Source organism: Treponema sp. OMZ 906, from assembly GCF_024181185.1.
Taxonomy (GTDB): Bacteria; Spirochaetota; Spirochaetia; order Treponematales; family Treponemataceae; genus Treponema.
In genome coordinates this window covers 2,466,113-2,482,066 of the sequence record NZ_CP051196.1, presented here as the reverse complement: position 1 = coordinate 2,482,066, position 15,954 = coordinate 2,466,113, and the positions used below count along the sequence as shown (strand labels likewise).

General features: G+C 44.0%; 14 protein-coding genes. 11 read left to right on the top strand and 3 right to left on the bottom strand.

Translation table 11 applies throughout. The annotated features are described in order from the left end of the window. Positions 1–44 precede the first annotated feature (44 nt). From E4N69_RS11175 to mutL, 5 genes are all read left to right on the top strand, one after another. Positions 45–1,268, top strand: a complete 1,224-nt coding sequence (locus E4N69_RS11175; protein ID WP_253823878.1) for a hypothetical protein — start codon at positions 45–47, stop codon at positions 1,266–1,268. A 137-nt stretch (positions 1,269–1,405) separates the two neighbouring features. Next, on the top strand, positions 1,406–1,603 hold the full coding sequence (locus E4N69_RS11170; RefSeq protein ID WP_162664364.1) for a type II toxin-antitoxin system RelB/DinJ family antitoxin: 198 nt from the start codon (positions 1,406–1,408) through the stop codon (positions 1,601–1,603). A gap of 44 nt (positions 1,604–1,647) precedes the next feature. Then, a complete protein-coding gene (locus E4N69_RS11165) occupies positions 1,648–2,283 on the top strand; it encodes a hypothetical protein (RefSeq protein WP_253823877.1) in 636 nt (211 codons plus the stop codon). Beyond that, the gene (xseB, locus tag E4N69_RS11160; RefSeq protein ID WP_162664362.1) at positions 2,270–2,503 is read left to right on the top strand and encodes an exodeoxyribonuclease VII small subunit; all 234 of its coding nucleotides are present in this window, start codon (positions 2,270–2,272) and stop codon (positions 2,501–2,503) included. Before E4N69_RS11165 ends, xseB begins: the two co-directional genes overlap by 14 nt. Before the next feature lie 2 nt (positions 2,504–2,505). Further along, positions 2,506–4,512, top strand: coding sequence for a DNA mismatch repair endonuclease MutL (mutL, locus tag E4N69_RS11155; RefSeq protein ID WP_253823876.1), 2,007 nt, complete (start codon positions 2,506–2,508; stop codon positions 4,510–4,512). Between the two features lie 68 nt (positions 4,513–4,580). Here the strand turns inward: mutL and E4N69_RS11150 are convergent, their stop codons facing one another. Further along, positions 4,581–5,000, bottom strand: coding sequence for a hypothetical protein (locus E4N69_RS11150; RefSeq protein ID WP_253823875.1), 420 nt, complete (start codon positions 4,998–5,000; stop codon positions 4,581–4,583). Between the two features lie 269 nt (positions 5,001–5,269). Here E4N69_RS11150 and E4N69_RS11145 point away from each other — a divergent pair, with 269 nt between their 5' ends. After that, positions 5,270–6,820, top strand: a complete 1,551-nt coding sequence (locus E4N69_RS11145) for a helicase HerA-like domain-containing protein (RefSeq protein WP_253823874.1) — start codon at positions 5,270–5,272, stop codon at positions 6,818–6,820. Positions 6,821–6,855: 35 nt separating this feature from the next. On the opposite strand, the gene E4N69_RS11140 is transcribed toward E4N69_RS11145, so the two are convergent. Further along, entirely contained in the window at positions 6,856–7,704 is an 849-nt protein-coding gene (locus E4N69_RS11140; protein ID WP_253714474.1) for a hypothetical protein, read from the bottom strand. A 79-nt stretch (positions 7,705–7,783) separates the two neighbouring features. On the opposite strand from E4N69_RS11140, the gene E4N69_RS11135 reads away from it, so the two are divergent. Further along, positions 7,784–8,956, top strand: coding sequence for an HD-GYP domain-containing protein (locus E4N69_RS11135; RefSeq protein ID WP_253714473.1), 1,173 nt, complete (start codon positions 7,784–7,786; stop codon positions 8,954–8,956). Here the strand turns inward: E4N69_RS11135 and E4N69_RS11130 are convergent, their stop codons facing one another. Next, positions 8,957–11,419 (bottom strand): endonuclease MutS2, encoded by a 2,463-nt coding sequence (locus E4N69_RS11130; RefSeq protein ID WP_253823873.1) that lies wholly within the window; start codon positions 11,417–11,419, stop codon positions 8,957–8,959. Between the two features lie 334 nt (positions 11,420–11,753). Between E4N69_RS11130 and E4N69_RS11125 the strand changes: the two genes are divergently transcribed. The 4 genes from E4N69_RS11125 to E4N69_RS11110 all read left to right on the top strand — a co-directional run bounded on the left by E4N69_RS11125 (position 11,754) and on the right by E4N69_RS11110 (position 15,742). Beyond that, the gene (locus E4N69_RS11125; RefSeq protein ID WP_016523188.1) at positions 11,754–12,614 is read left to right on the top strand and encodes a flagellin N-terminal helical domain-containing protein; all 861 of its coding nucleotides are present in this window, start codon (positions 11,754–11,756) and stop codon (positions 12,612–12,614) included. 83 nt (positions 12,615–12,697) lie between these two features. Continuing rightward, a complete protein-coding gene (locus E4N69_RS11120) occupies positions 12,698–14,413 on the top strand; it encodes a hypothetical protein (RefSeq protein ID WP_253823872.1) in 1,716 nt (571 codons plus the stop codon). Positions 14,414–14,595: 182 nt separating this feature from the next. After that, positions 14,596–15,390 carry a PHP domain-containing protein gene (locus E4N69_RS11115; protein ID WP_162664356.1) on the top strand — a complete coding sequence of 265 codons (795 nt, stop codon included), beginning with the start codon at positions 14,596–14,598 and terminating at the stop codon, positions 15,388–15,390. A gap of 52 nt (positions 15,391–15,442) precedes the next feature. Beyond that, positions 15,443–15,742: an acylphosphatase gene (locus tag E4N69_RS11110; RefSeq protein WP_253823871.1), complete on the top strand. Its 300-nt coding sequence runs from the start codon at positions 15,443–15,445 to the stop codon at positions 15,740–15,742. Positions 15,743–15,954 lie beyond the last annotated feature (212 nt).

The window sequence follows — 15,954 nt, the reverse complement described above, 5'->3', positions numbered from 1 at the left end:
ATTAAAGCCAATAGTTTAGAATCGATGAAGGACTTAAGAAATAAATGATAAAACTTACTTTTTCTAAAAAAATGAAAGTTGTGGTTGTGGCAAGCGGTATTTTTTTATCAGCAGCTTTTTTATTTGGATTTTTATTTTTTCTGCTTACCGAAGTACATCCCGCTGTGACTTGGGGGCTGATGCTCCCGCTGTTTATATTATCTGGTACGCTTTCTGTTTTTAGTGTTTTGGAAGCATTCTTTGCATACTGTTCTTTTGATGATGAAAATGGGATCGAATTTTATTCGGGTTTTGCAAAAGTGAAGAAGATTCCTGTTTCTTCGCTTCAATCATTTCTTATAACTCAAAAAGGAATTTCAATTTCATACAAAACTTTAATCGGCGGTATAGAAAAAATAAAATCATTTACAGTCTCTATATATTTTCAGAATTTACAGTTACTATATGAATGGCTTGATTCTCATGCGCATAATTTATATGTCGAGCAGGTTGCGCAATCTATTAAAGAATTTACGGAATCCCATGATGAACTTTCAGATGATGAAAAAAATAGGCTTCTTCAAAAAACGTATATGATTGCACGGATTTTAAAATGGGGCGGCGTGCTTATTTCTATTCTTTTTATTGCTTGTATTTTTTTAGGTAGAAGTTTCATGCATATTGGTTTTATTGTGTGCGCAGCGTATCCGATTCTTTTGTTCCTGATTATACGTCTCTCAAATGGAGAAATTCGCTTTAATGCAAACAATACAGATTTATATCCAAGCCTTCTTACTCCTTTTTGTTTTTGTTCTGTGACGCTTTGTATTTTAGCTGCTATTTATATAAACCAAATATATAGTTTTTCAAAACAAGTTTCCGTTTCGGTATTTGTAATGCTTGTTATGTTCTTTTTATATTATATTTGCATAAGTGAATCAGAAAAGAAAATAGAAGAAAAGCGTTCTACCAGAATGCTTACAGTTGCCAGTGTTTTATTTCTTATGTTTTTATATGGATTTGGTTTTTCGGTTTCTGCAAACATCATACTTGATAAATCAAAGCCTACGGTTTTCGAAGTTACTGTCATAAATCAACGCATATTGAAAGGAAAACGGACGAATTATTATCTTGAAGTTTCACCATGGATTGACGGAAAAACAAAACAAAAAGAAATTTCGGTTGGAAGCACATTGTATTCTGAAGTAGAGCTTGGCAATATGGTTAAAATAAAATTGTACAAGGGTTTCCTCGGTGTTCCATGGTTCAAGGCGGTGAATATAAAATAAGAAAGGATTTGGACTGTTTGTTTTTATAGATATAAATAAGAAAAGTAAAATAATATAAAGCATAATTACTTGTAGCAGTTTTGATAGTGTTGATATTTAGAGATTTATACAGTATATTGTAGTAATAGGTATTAAAAATGACTACAATATCAGCAAAGATTATAAATGATGATAAAATAAGTTTTGAGCGGATATGTGATTCTATGGGAATCAATATTTCTTCGGCTATAAATTCTTTTGTAAAAGCTACAATTCGAGAAAATGGACTACCCTTTGCTCTGAAAGCATCCGAAGATTCGTATATTTATTCGGAGAAAATGTGTAATGCGGATTAATCGAATGTTAGACGGCGCTCTTACGATACAAAGGAAGAAAATATATGAAGAAATTGTTATCAACAATTATTTTTGTGATTTTTAGTATCCCTGTTTTTCCATTATATATTTTCGAGGAATTCTATTCTCTTGTTAGTCAAGCTGATTTAATAATAGTGGGAGAAATTATCTCTAGCAAAATTATAGGAAATAAAACGCAATATACTATAAATATTAAAGAAACAATAAAAGGTTACGCTGCAGAAAATTCAATAGTAACATATCAAAAGAATGGAATTAAAACGGGGTGCGAGTATATTTTCTTACTAAAAAAGCAAGAGGATATTTATGTAGATTATTTTGAGGGGATGACTAAATTTGAGATCGAGTATATTGAATATAAGGATGGGTTTAATTACTGTATTAGTCTCCCAAAAGATATTATTGGTGTAAATGACTTTACCATTCAAGGTAAACAGGATTTATCGGACGGTGGAAAGAGATGGAATGCTTTTTACTATCCAGTAGAGTATGTAATAAAATATATACGAGGTGAAAACACTTCGTGCTCAAGCACTACTGTTATTGACACTAACTATTTATGCTATCATCACCGTCGCGGTTCATTATTCTGCAGGGCTATTAAAAACTCCGGTATGATTGCCTTGAATATGGAAGGAGAAGAATTTGAAAAAATTTGAAGAACGGTTAACGCGTCTTGAAGAAATCAGCGAAAAAATCAAGAGTGCCGATCTTCCGTTGGAAGAAGCTCTTGCGGCTTTTGAAGAAGGAATCAAGCTTGCTAAAACCTTGGAAAAAGACATTGATAAAATAGAAAGTAAGGTGCAGATATTGATGAATCAGCCGGTGCAATCGCAGGATAAACCTGAGCTGGAGCTCTTTTCAGCTGATGACATATAGCGATGGATACCTCGTCTCAATCACCTGCTGAAATATCTCAAGTTTCTTTTTATACTGATACAGCTGTCGATTCCGCCGCTGTGTACAAGCCGGTAAAAGCGCTTGATGCGGAAACGGCACGGAAAATTGCAGCTGGGGAGGTTATCGACCGTCCCGCCGCTGTTATCCGCGAGCTTCTAGACAATGCAATCGATGCAGGCGCTTCAAAGGTGCAAGTGGAAATTTCAGGTGGCGGTATCGACCGCATTCGGGTTACGGATAACGGTTGCGGAATGAGCCGCGAAGACCTCGCAATCTGTACGGATACCCATACGACGAGCAAGATATCCACCGCGGAAGATTTGCTCTCCCTGCACAGCCTCGGTTTCCGCGGCGAAGCGCTTTCTTCTATTAAAGCGGTCAGTGATCTTGAAATTACCTCAACGAGGAGCGGACCCGCCGCATGGAAACTGCAGCTAGGGAAGATACTTCCGGCGCGTCTAAATGCCGGCACGGTAGTGCAGGTAGAAAACCTTTTTGAAAACTTCCCTGCCCGCAAGCAGTTTTTAAAGCGGGCTGCTGCCGAGACTGCGTTGTGTAGAACAATCTTTCTCGACAAAGCTCTGCCGCATTACCGTACCGCAATGCGCTTTATCACGGATGGCGAGCTTCGCTTTCTGCTTCCTCCTGCACAGTCGCTGCGGGAACGCTGCCTCGCTGCATTTTCGTTTAAAGAACCCGAAGTGCTCTTTTTTGAAATTGAAGGAAGCGGTGAGCATTTTTCGTTCCGTATTGTGCTCGGCAGCCCGGATGTTGTCCGAAGCGATAAACGCGCTATCATGGTATTTGTCAACGGTAGAAGAATTACCGAGTTCGGGCTTATACAGGCAATCGAGTACGGCAGCGAAGGCTATTTCCCCAACGGCGGACACCCCGTTGCGTTTTTATTTTTAACGGTAGAGCCTTCCCGTGTGGACTTTAACATTCACCCCGCAAAAAAAGAAGCGCGCTTTCAAGATTACGGCGCCATCCACCACGCCGTTAGCAGTGCCGTCGGCTCCTTTTACCGGCAGCATACCGTTGCAAGTCTCTTAAAAGAAAAGTATGACCCCAGCCTTACCCGCCCGTTGGATTTTCAGCACGGTTCCCCGGCAGGAGCATACCCACAGCCGCCGCACTCCGACACGACAGCCGGCCTGTATGGATACGGTAAAAGCGCTAACCCAGCCGCCGGTACAGCAGCCGATGACTATGACCGATATGGAAGGGAGTACGGAAACGATACCGTTGTACTACCTGACGGATACAACCACGAGGTATCCGGCACTCAAGCGGAGTACGGTTCTGCACAAAGCGGATACGGTAGCGCATTCCGCCAAATAGCGGCGACAGCAGCGGTTCCTTATTCAGTAGGGGAACACATTATTCCGCCGCCTGCGGCTTCGGGTACGGCAGCGTGTCTACAGCCGCCGCCGGATCTTCCTCCGGCTGATTTTAAGCTGCTCGGACAGGTCGCCGGTACCTTTATCGCAGTAGAAAAAAACGAGGCGCTGTATTTAATTGACCAACATGCCGCCCACGAGCGGATTATCTTTGAGCAGCTGCGGCATAATATCGGCGGCGTACAGGAGCTGTTAATCCCCTACCGCATTATCACTTCATCGGAAGAAGACGATGCGTTTATCAAAAAACATCAGGAGCTGCTGTGTAAAGCGGGCTTTTCCCTCTCCGATGAAGGTGCAGGCGTATGGCAGGTAACCGCCGTACCGGCACGGTGGACAGGCACGGAACGCGATCTTATCCGCGACATCACGGGCGTCCGTAAAAATGCCGATGATATCCTCTATCAGATTTTAGCCTCAGCCGCCTGCCGCGCTGCCTGCAAGGATCACGCCATCCTCGACCCCGTAACCCAGCAGCGCATTGCGGCGCAAGCCTTTGAACTTCCGGAACCCATCTGTCCGCACGGTCGCCCAATCTGGATTGTGCTTACCCGCGAAGAACTCTTTAAACGGGTTAAGCGAACGTAGACAAAATATTCTTGTACGGCTATGCAACCAATATCTCAGTACAATAGGCTAGGGAGCTTACGAAAGCGTTATAGGAACCAAAAACTATACTCATCTACAACTGTTATTGTGCAATCTTTTTTATCTATTTTAACAAACACCGTAATTTTATCAAATCTACGATTTTGAAAACCTATAAAAATATTAAATGAACCTTGAAATTTATCAGAATACTTAGACACAGTTACTAGTATTTTATTTTTATTCTGTGGACTTATACTATATTTTAAAATTTCAAATGGTATTTCTACTCGCTGCATATCATTTATTGACTCTGTCTGTAAACGAGTGATTTTATTGCCTATTTTTTTTACATTATATTCAATGATAATATCATTACCCTCCATTGAAATAAAATTTATTAATGGCGGTTTAGGTAATATACATGCAGATAAATGTATACAAAAAGAAATAAGTAATATTAATCTTGTAAATTTTCTGAAACCCATTTTATAGCCTTTGACTTATGATAATATAAGGAAATAAGCATTTCAATACCGGTAGATTAAACTTCTTGTAGTAAAAATCCTTATACGTTTCTTCTTTGAACTGCATCAAGATTCTTGTTTATAGACTTGAACAAACTCGCCGGCATTGACCTTTCTTGTGTTTTTCGCTAAAAAATTTTACAGGCTGATTAAATTTCAGGAAAATATCTCAACGAAGATTGTTAGGGACTCCCAATCCTTTTTTCATACTATTACTTTAAGGAAGCATTATGAGCGAAGCAATTTTTTTAGGCCGCGGTGAAACTACGGTTGAACTTTTACCGATGAGGGCGAATAGACACGGACTTATTACAGGGGCTACCGGTACCGGAAAGACCGTTACGCTCAAAGTAATTGCTGAAGCATTCAGCGATTTAGGCGTACCGGTGTTTTTACCGGATGTGAAAGGCGACCTGTGCGGTTTTGCCGAAAAAGGCGAATCGAGCGTTAAACTGCAAGAACGGCTCAGTCTCTTACATATTTCAAACTTTGAATTCAAAAGTTATCCCGTGCGGATGTGGAGTATCTTACAAGAAACGGGGCACCCCATACGCACTACGATTTCCGAAATGGGGCCGCTGTTGCTTTCGCGCCTTTTAGACCTTAACGAAGTGCAAACCGGCGTATTGAATATCGCATTCCGGGTCGCCGATGAGGACGGTCTCTTGCTTTTGGATTTAAAGGATCTTAAAGCGATGCTCCATTATATCAGTGAAAATAAGCAGGATTTAAAATTAAAATACGGTAATATCTCCGACACATCGATAGGAGCAATTCAGCGGAATCTTTTAACGCTCGAAAATGAAGGAGCGGATAATTTTTTCGGAGAACCGGCTTTAGATATCAATGATTTTTTTAAGCAAACATCGGACGGGCGAGGCTATATCAATATATTAAATGCCGTCAAACTGTACCAAAAGCCCATGCTGTATTCAACCTTTTTACTATGGTTCTTATCCGAGCTTTACGAAAATCTTCCGGAAATCGGTGATGCTGAAAAACCGAAAATTGTCTTTTTCTTTGATGAAGCTCACTTGTTGTTTGATAACGGCTCAAAGATTTTACTTCAAAAGATTGAACAAATTATACGTTTAATCCGGTCGAAGGGCGTTGCGGTCTTTTTTGTTACTCAAAATCCCGCCGATATTCCCGAAGCGATCCTCGGTCAGCTGGGAAATAAGATTCAACATGCGTTGAGGGCATTTACCCCTAAGGACGCAAAAGCCATACGCCTTGCCGCCGAGACCTTCCGCGTTAATCCTGCATTCGACACCGCTCAAGTTATCACGCAGCTTAAAACCGGCGAAGCCCTCGTTTCCGTTTTGCAGCAGGACGGCAGCCCTTCCATAACGCAGCGGACAATGATTGTTCCTCCTCACAGTAAAATGGGCGTAATCGACAGTGCTAAAATCACAGCACTGGTAGAAGAGTCTCCTCTTTTATATAAATACAAGGATCCGGTCGATCGGAAATCCGCCTACGAGATTCTTACCAAACAGTTTAGCGAACAAGCTGAAGCCGCAACGCGCCAAGCCGAAGAAAAACAGCTTGCAAAAGAAAACGCGGCAAAGGCAAAAGAAGAAGCTGCGCTTATACGAGCCGAAAACGCCAAAGCAAGGGCGGAAGCGGCAAAGTTAAGGCTGGAAGAGGCTGCAAAACGGAAAAATCAAAGTACCACTGATAGATTGGGAAGAATTTTGGTTGACAGTATCACCCGTTCGGTTGGACGGGAAATTACCCGCGGTGTTTTCGGCTCCATTAAAAAAATGCTCCGCGGTTGAGCAGTTATACAAGGACGGGCAAATGTATCAGGCTGTTAAGAAACCGTCTGAGGTGTTTGCCTCGGTAGTTCATCTTCTTTAAAAAGCCATATCAGTGCATCATCGATTGCTTTTGTGAGAACAAGTATATGTATATTTTGTTTTTCTTTCTGAGCGTATTTTTTCCACTGTTGCAATGAACGTTTTTTTAATTTTCGTTTTTCTTCTTCGATTCTTTTATCTGCTTCGTCTTTGTGCACATCAATGTAATGATATAATCCGCATGCCATAAAATAAACACCAAGCAATCGAACAAACGGTTCTTGTTCCGTTTCCAACATACGCGCGAATTTTTCTGCCGCCTCGTGGTAACGCTTCAACATTTGTGCTGAGAATGCGTCATAAAATGATATCCACGGAGAAGTTTTATGGGGGCTTCCGACAATATGAGTCATAAACTCGGCAAGCCCTTGATAATCATTTGAAAGCAGCTTAGCCGCCGCGAAATGAGGAGCAAAAGTTCTGATATATTCAGGTTTATAGTCCTCTAGTACGCGTTCGAGCCGCCTTAATATCTCAAAATCTCCCAATAAAATACTGATTTCACACAGTAGCTGCACTTTTTTGGCGGTAAGATGGTGCTTTTCAAAAATTTCCGTTTCCAAATAAAGGGAAAGCGCGGGCCAATCTTCAGCTTCAAGGGTTGTTATGAGTTTCCAGTTGTTGATAAAGAACATATTCATTCCCAGAAAGAGAATCGTAAAAAACAGGACGAATATCCAATAGTTTTTAAAAAAGCTGCCGATAAATTCAGTACCGGCAGTAAAGAATGAAAAAGAAAGCACTGTAAAGAAGATAGTCAACAGGATAGCATTAAAGATAATAATAAGCACTTTTAATTTCATTCAAAATCTCCTATAATCTATAAATAGATGGTGCGAATTTTTTAATCGCACTTTCAGTGTACTACAGGAGCGTATTTAAGTGAATACATTGAAACTTTTAGAGCTAAAAACTCCCGTATATTTTACGGAGGATGTGTACATTGATAAAAAGTTTTTATTATTTACAAGGGAAAGCTGCTTTACGGAGGAATTAAAAAGACTCCTTTCCGAATGGCAGTTTACGATTCTGTATACAAAAGGGATTGTAACCGAGACAGATCCTCAAAAAAAGGAAGATAAGAGCGGTGAAAAGCTCGGTGCAAATGGTAATGTTCAAGCTGTACCCGAGCAAAAACTTTCGGGAGAATTGGTAGAAAAGACTTATCAAAGATTCTATGCTTTTACTGACGAGGTGTATGGCGCATACCGCAACAAGCAAGCTCTCAATACCGAAAAGGTAATTGCTAAGATGAAGGAATTTTGCACTTTTGTACAAGAAAACCGGCAGTCAGTACTTATTTTGCAATCTATTATGCCGTATGATGTAGACAATTTCCTTGTTACCCATTCGCTCCGTTCGGCGGTTTTTGCCATTGTAATCGGTATGGAACTCAAAATGCAAAGGCACCAGCTGGTTGATTTGGCAACCGCAGCCTTGATGCATGAGATAGGTCTTATTCATATTTCCGAAGATATTTATTCCAGAGCGGGTGAATTATCAGATGAAGAAAAAAAGTACTTATATGTGCATCCTGTGCTGTCTTGTAAAATATTAAAAAAAGCAAAGTTTCCATTACCGATTTGCTTAGGAACGCTCGATCATCATGAGCGTGAAAACGGTACGGGATACCCTCAAAAGCTGACCGGTGAAAAGATTTCTCTTTATGGAAAGATTCTGGCGGTTGTCTGTTCTTATGAAGCAATGACCGGCGAACGCAAATATAAAAAGGCCGAAGACCCTTCAACAGGCTTATTAAATGTTTTACGGCGGGAGTCCTCACAATATGATGAGGAGGTTTTGAAAGCGTTTTTGAATGCGCTGTCGTTTTTCCCGATCGGTAGTTTTGTCTATCTCTCAAATAATACTGTTGCGCAGGTGATCGACAATAATTCGGAGGATCCCCGTTTCCCCATCGTACGTATTATCGATAAATCTGCAAAAGGAGCTTTTTCGGAAGCAATTCGAACCTCAATGGAGGGTATCCGTATCATGCGCCCCGCCCGCAAAGAAGAATGGATTGCTGCTCTTGGCAAGGGTAAAAAGAAAAAATAACTATCTCAAGTGTACAACAGTTTTGCCGGTGCCGCCGTGTTCGGGGCGGGCAAAGAAAAACTCCGCAACGTACGGAGTTGAGGCAAGTTTTTCTTGTACCATTGTTTGCAGTATCCCGTTACCCTTCCCGTGTACAATCGAAAATTCCTGCATATTATGCATCAGGGCGAGATCAAGCTGGTTCTGTAGGCACTTTTCCGCTTCGTCAAGGCGCATGCCCAAAAGGCGCAGCTCAAGCTCAGGACGGCTTTCCTTGTGCAGCTCCGCCTCTATGATAACCTGCGGTGTGCGTAACGGTGCGGCTGCGGGTGTGTTAAGCGGTTCAAGTTTATCGGCGGGGAATGTCATCTTAACGGTATCGACCGCCACCAGCCAATTCTTTTTTTCTTTCCGGATAATGATGCCGCGCCGATGTAGGTGGGGGATAAACACTTCTATGCCTTCGGCAAGCGTTTCCCTTGCAGAAGCGTCGCATGCGAGAACGCCGTTTGCCAAAACGCCGGTTGCAGGCATACCGTTTGCCGGTTTTCCGTGTGCTTGTGCCTGCTCACGATTTCGAAGCGCCTGCTGTAGGGTGGAAAGTTCCTCCTGTTCATTGCGGATATCCGTTTGCTCTTCTGCAAGTGTTGCCCCGAAATCGGCAAAGAACTGCTTGAGCTTAGTCGTTTTTTCGTGCGTCAGTTCCCCTTCTTGGATTTCCCGCACAAGGTTTTCTATTTCGTTACGTTTTTGCTCAAATAGATCATTCAACCGTTTATAGCCCTGCGAGCGGAGAACTTGCTCTTTTTGGCGAAGCTTGAGCGTGTTTAAATCGAAGCGGCGCTGCTTTTCTCGCAACGCCTTTTCTGTCTCGTCTTTTTCCCGCTCAAAGACGGCGAGCTGCTCATGCTTTTCCATCAGCCCCCTGATGAGGGCGGCGGCATCGGCGGAACTGTCTGCCATATACGCACGTGCGGCGCGGATAACGTCGGGGCTTAATCCGTTTTTTTCCGCAATATCGACGGCGCGGCTTTCACCGGGGATGCCCATCAGTATCCGGTATGAAGGGCGCAGTGTCGCCTCGTCAAATGATACGGAGGCATTCACGCAGCCGCTTTTCCGGTACGCATAGTTTTTCAGTACACCGTGATGGCTCGTTACAAAGACCCGCGAGCGGCGGGCAAACAGCTCATCCAAAATCGCCATGGCGAGTGCGCCGCCCTCTTGAGGGTCGGTACCGCTGCCGAGTTCGTCGAGGAGGATAAGGCTTTCTTCATCCGCCGCCGCCAAAAGCTCCCCGACGGTGCGCATATAGGCGGAAAAGGTGGAAAGCGAGCGGTCGAGCGACTGCTCATCTCCGATAGCGCAGCCGACGTAGCGGAACACCGGCAGCCGTGTTTCTTCCCCTGCGAGTACCGGCCAGCCTGTTTGGTTTAATAGAACAAAGAGAGCGGCGGTCTTCAAGCTGACGGTTTTGCCGCCGGTGTTTGGCCCGGTGATAATCAGTATCCGCTCTTCCGGTGCCAGTTTCAGGTCGATGGGAACCGCTGCTGCGCCGAGTAGCGGGTGCCGCGCCGCCTGTAAATAAAAGTACTGAGAATTCCCCGTGTCGGGTACAAACACACCGTTTTCCGTATATGCCCAGCGGGCGGCAGCCGCAGCACAATCCAGTTCCAGCACAAGATCGTATGCTCGTTCAAGCGCTTCCGCTTCCTCCGCGAGCTTTGCACTGATGCTCACCAACAGGCGGTGCAGCTCCTGTTCATACTCCGCCTGCGCTCGCATCAATTCGTTATTACGCAGTACAATGCTTTCAGGTTCAAGGTAAAAGCTTTGCCCCGACTGGGAGTATTCGTGGATAATGCCCTTAATCCGTCCTTTAAAATTGGAACGCACGGCGATAACCTGCCTGCCGTTCCGCAGCACGGGCGTAGGCGTTTGCAGCATTCCCTTGGTAGACTCGTCGGTGCAGTAGCTCCGCATTGTTTTTTCGATATCGGCTTCGATACGCTGCATCTTTTTTCGGATTGCCGTCAACGAGGGGATGTCGCGCAGTGCTCCGTTTTTGTCGATAAACGAAAACACCGCCTGCTCGGTTTGCGGAAGCGGCGGTATCGATTCGATGAGCGTACATGCGGCACTGTCTGTCCGCTTTTGCTTTATAGCCCACGCCTTCAACTCACCGACTTGCAGCGCTAAAAGCCCTGCCGCGTAGAGTTCCTCTACGGTAAGACAGACGCCAGCGGTATGCAGCTGTTTTAATACGGAAGCGAGCGGTGGGAGATTTTTAATAGGCAGCGGTTCGTCAGCTTGCAAAAACGAGAGAATATCCCGACCGAGCTCTTTCGTTGCGGCAATCTCCGCCGCATCTTGCAGCGGCCGTTTTTGTAGGCAGCGTACTCGTGCCTCTTCAGATTTACAATATCCTGCGATAATCTCCGCGATGCGGAAAAATTCTAAAACTTCGAATGTATGCGGTGTCATTACGCTCCTTACCCACTTCTGTTATAAGCGATAAATAGTCTATCAGTTTTTACTATTTATCGAAAGAGGTTTGTAATATGCATGTAATACGTTGATCCTGATCTAAATCTACCGATAACCTTTATATTTTTTATTTTTTCTTCTTAAGTGTTTTGCTATAACTCCGATATATGTAATAAGCACAGTGAAAAGGTTGTGCGCCTTGCATTGTGTTACGTTCTTCTGTGTCGGATAGCAGAGGATCTGGAAAATAATTATTGACATATCGGCAGGGATGCCGTGACGGACGCCGTAAGGTAAAAAACTCGTCAAAAATCGCCGAAGGAGTAGCAATATGATCATTAATCACAACATGAGCGCTATGTTTGCACAGAGAACTCTTGGTCAAACCAACGTGTATACTCAGAAAAACATAGAAAAACTTTCATCCGGTTTACGCATCAATCGTGCAGGGGATGATGCTTCCGGCTTAGCAGTTTCCGAAAAAATGCGAAGCCAAATCCGCGGCTTAAATAGAGCAAGTGCCAACGCTCAAGACGGCATTTCCTTTATTCAAGTTGCCGAAGCGTTCTTGCAGGAAACAACTGATGTTATGCAGCGTATCCGTGAATTAAGCGTTCAGTCTTCAAACGGTATTTACAGCGCTGAAGACCGCTTGTACATCCAGGTTGAAGTATCTCAGCTTGTTGCTGAAGTTGACCGGATCGCAAGTCACGCACAGTTCAACGGTATGAATATGCTTACCGGTCGTTTCGCTCGTGAAACAGGAGAAAACACCGTTACCGCCTCTATGTGGTTCCATATCGGCGCCAACATGGATCAGCGCGTACGTGCGTATGTCGGTACTATGACCGCTAAAGCACTTGGTGTTCGCGACATTGGTGACGAATCGATCCTTACAATCGATACGCCTGAAACAGCAAACCGTGCAATCGGTACCATTGATGAAGCCATCAAGAAGATCAACAAGCAGCGGGCTGATCTTGGTGCATACCAGAACAGACTCGAAATGAGCGTTGTCGGTATCAATGTTGCAGCGGAAAACCTCCAAGCCTCGGAGTCACGCATACGTGATGTTGACATGGCTAAGGAGATGGTAGAATTCACCAGAAACCAGATCCTGACGCAGTCCGGTACGGCAATGCTTGCACAAGCAAACCAGCAGACTCAAAGTGTGATGTCGCTGTTGCGCTAAGCATTAAAGAGTGACGGAAAGGGTTGCCTCCTACTAGGAAGCAACCCTTTTTTTTGCTATAATCAATCTAAAAGTTATATATTATGCGGCAACTTACCGAACTTGATGTTTATATTTTAAAGCAAGAATTTCCCGGACTCAGTCTGAGCGAAGATCCTGACATTGAACGTTATTTTGAATTCCGTTCTTTGAATAGGCAAGCAGAGGCATTGCGGCTCTATAATACAAAATTAATACATCGATATCCTGATAATAAGATGCGGGTGCAGTTGATGACTTATTACCGAAAGCGTGATTATCGGTTTCATATTTTGTTTACCGATTCGCTTATTCAGCTTGCGGATAGGACTATTATTCAGGTAAAAAGGGTTATTGTCTTTTTTGCGAATACCATTGCCCCGCTTAAGCGTGCGAAGGTTTATACGATTATTAAAGTATGCGAAAATGTCATTAATGCCATTTCTCCGAATCGATTTGCCGCCATTAGTTTTACCGAAAAATACACGCGGTATGCCGAAAGGCTCAAGTATCATGCTGCCGATATGCGGCAGGCTGCCGATATCATTCGTATGTATATTACCGATACAATTTCTTCGGTAAGAGAATACCGTGAAGAATGTAGTCGGAAAGATGCTCAGGAAAAAGCGCGGAGAGCGATTCAAAGGGCGCAGACTTCCGTTATCGATTTCTCAAAGATTGTTTTTACTAAAAAACAAATTGCATCGATAACTATTTCTACGTCTATAACCCGTGTTGAAGATAAGGTACTCGCCTATATTATGAAATATTGGAATCGCTATGCTGATGGTGCTTTTGAAAATATATTGCTCTTGTATAGCAGAAAGTACGGCACCAATCATTATGCGATTTTCCATGCAGTAAAAGTAGGCAGAGTGCGTAATTGGAAAGATGAAGAGCTGCTTCATGCAGTGCTCGCGAATGTAGCACAAGGGTACTATTACAGCATCTCCGGGGATCTATACCTACAACGTGCTTGGAAGAAGTTGAAGCTCTGTGTGGAACCAGCTGATCAGTCTCCGCCTCCGCAGGCTAAAGGATTGCCGGTACCGGCTGTAAAAAAAGCAAAAGCGGCAAAACGGTCAAAAAAACAGACTGAAAAAGTATCGGTTCAAGAAACGGACAAAGCGGAAAAGGAAACTGCTTCCATACGTAAGAAAAAAGAGACGAAAAAAAATGCTCAGGCTAATTCGGCTTCCGTGTTCGGAGCTGCGATGCCGTCTGCAAAAAAAGTATTGCAAAAAAACACAGTAGCAGCATCCGAATCAAGAAAGAGTACGAAATCGGTTGTATCAATTAAATCTGCATCGATCGGTTCTGAAACAAGTAAAGCCGTATCGGGTCGACCGGTTGCAGACCGGCAGGAAGTACTTAAACTAGCCGCTGGTAAGTCTGTATCAGCCCAGCCGACTGTAGAAGAAGCATCGGCTCCCGTTCAAATATACCCTATCAATGAATCTAAAGGTTTACCGGCATCCATCGCCGAAACGGTAAAAAAAGTAACGGGCAAAAGCTACGGCATCTATCGCGATCTCTTCTTTAAAGAAGTCCGCTCGGCAATCCGTACGATCCTCCAACATTCGGCAGTACAAAAATTATCGTTCTTTGGCAACGAACAAAACAACGCCGAAAATATCATCTATCAATTTTTAGAAACTAATTACGATAATCCCTATCAGCAATGGCAGGGCAGCAAAGAACAAGCCGATGTGTTCGCACAGGGCTTCCGTATTGACAGCCTCGAACCGATTATCCGCCTTTGGGCACAAAACACTCTCTGACGCACAGGACAATCGCATCAGATGCTTTGGCAATATCCCCGAAAAATCAGGAGGCCGTTCAACTCTGGTCGAATAGTCTCAATTTTTCCGCGGGGGTGTTAAAAAAACGGCCTGATGCGTTTACCCTGACGTTTACCCTGCGGAAGTTTGACATTTGAGGGGCTTACCGCTATACTTTTTTTATGCTCAGTAATTTCCATACCCATACTTATCTGTGTAAACACGCTGAGGGTACTCCGCTTGATTATGTACGGCAGGCAGCATCCGACGGTTGTTCCGCACTCGGGTTTTCCGACCATTGTCCTTATCCCCATGACGACATGTGGCTCTATTGCCGGATGGCAGCAGCGGATATACCACTGTATAAGCGTCTTGTTGAAGACGCAAAAAAGGAAGCTGATTTTCCCGTGTATTTCGGGTTTGAATGTGAATGGTCGCCGCAGCACCGCAGCTGGTTTAAGGATGAGTTAATCGGCCGCTACGGAGCCGACTATTTGGTGTTCGGTTCCCACTGGTTTCCGCTGCACGGCGGACTCGAATATATTGCGACCGTTACGGAGAGACGTTTGCTGCATACCTATATCGATTTTACGATTGAAGGGATGAAGTCGGGGCTCTATGCATTTTTGGCTCATCCTGATTTGTTTTTGAGTAGCATCCGGTCTATTGATGCGGACTGCCTTACCTGCATTGATGCGCTCATCGATGCTGCAAATGATTTGGGAATGCCGCTTGAAATCAATGGCTACGGGTTGATTAAATCGAAGGTGCGGCGGGATTACGGTGCGGACTATCAATATCCCGTAGCAGCGTTTTGGAAACGAGCGGCGCAAAAAAATGCCCGTATTATCTGCAATGCCGATGCGCACCAAATAGAACAGGTTTTAGCAGGAGTGCAGAACGGTATCGAGTATGCGGAAGACCTCGGTATACCGATAATCGATGCGGCGGAAGCGCTGGGCTTTGCGCATAAGTAGGATAAGTTCACCGGTATGTTGATGAGAGAGGAAATTTTTTTGAGGATACGCTATGCGTAAGGATGCGCCGCATGCAGCCGAACGGAAAGCAGCTCGTGCCGTTGTGGAAGGACGGGTGCAGGGCGTCGGGTTCCGTTATTGGACAGCACAGGTTGCACGGGAATTCGGCATTACCGGCTGGGTACGGAACTGTCCCGACTATTCGGTGGAGATATTTGCAGAAGGAGACGGCGCCACGCTCTATGACTTTTTCAATGTGGTACAGCACAGTCATCCCCGTGCGTATATTTCCAATTTTACAATTACGGCTGCGCAGTATCAGGGGTTGGAGTCTTTCGACGTCCGCTTTTGAAAATATGCATACCGTCTACGGCGTTACTGCACAAAAATAAATGCTGAATAAAAACTGAGTTTTTCATGTGTTTAGAGAAAAGGTCGTCTATGGGGATATAAAAATCTTAAAACTATAATTTTTGAAAAATTATTTTCAAGACGATGCCGAAGATAAATGGGAGGGAGCCTTCGGCAATAATGTTGATGTTGTCGGATGCAAAGGTGTTGCTA

Bases quoted from the DNA above. Each gene is read 5' to 3' on its own strand.
- E4N69_RS11150 (WP_253823875.1), bottom strand. From the start codon at position 5,000: ATGGGTTTCAGAAAATTTACAAGATTAATATTACTTATTTCTTTTTGT.
- E4N69_RS11175 (WP_253823878.1), top strand. From the start codon at position 45: ATGATAAAACTTACTTTTTCTAAAAAAATGAAAGTTGTGGTTGTGGCA.
- E4N69_RS11110 (WP_253823871.1), top strand. From the start codon at position 15,443: ATGCGTAAGGATGCGCCGCATGCAGCCGAACGGAAAGCAGCTCGTGCC.
- E4N69_RS11170 (WP_162664364.1), top strand. From the start codon at position 1,406: ATGACTACAATATCAGCAAAGATTATAAATGATGATAAAATAAGTTTT.
- E4N69_RS11145 (WP_253823874.1), top strand. From the start codon at position 5,270: ATGAGCGAAGCAATTTTTTTAGGCCGCGGTGAAACTACGGTTGAACTT.
- E4N69_RS11125 (WP_016523188.1), top strand. From the start codon at position 11,754: ATGATCATTAATCACAACATGAGCGCTATGTTTGCACAGAGAACTCTT.
- E4N69_RS11115 (WP_162664356.1), top strand. From the start codon at position 14,596: ATGCTCAGTAATTTCCATACCCATACTTATCTGTGTAAACACGCTGAG.
- mutL (WP_253823876.1), top strand. From the start codon at position 2,506: ATGGATACCTCGTCTCAATCACCTGCTGAAATATCTCAAGTTTCTTTT.
- E4N69_RS11165 (WP_253823877.1), top strand. From the start codon at position 1,648: ATGAAGAAATTGTTATCAACAATTATTTTTGTGATTTTTAGTATCCCT.
- E4N69_RS11130 (WP_253823873.1), bottom strand. From the start codon at position 11,419: ATGACACCGCATACATTCGAAGTTTTAGAATTTTTCCGCATCGCGGAG.
- E4N69_RS11120 (WP_253823872.1), top strand. From the start codon at position 12,698: ATGCGGCAACTTACCGAACTTGATGTTTATATTTTAAAGCAAGAATTT.
- E4N69_RS11140 (WP_253714474.1), bottom strand. From the start codon at position 7,704: ATGAAATTAAAAGTGCTTATTATTATCTTTAATGCTATCCTGTTGACT.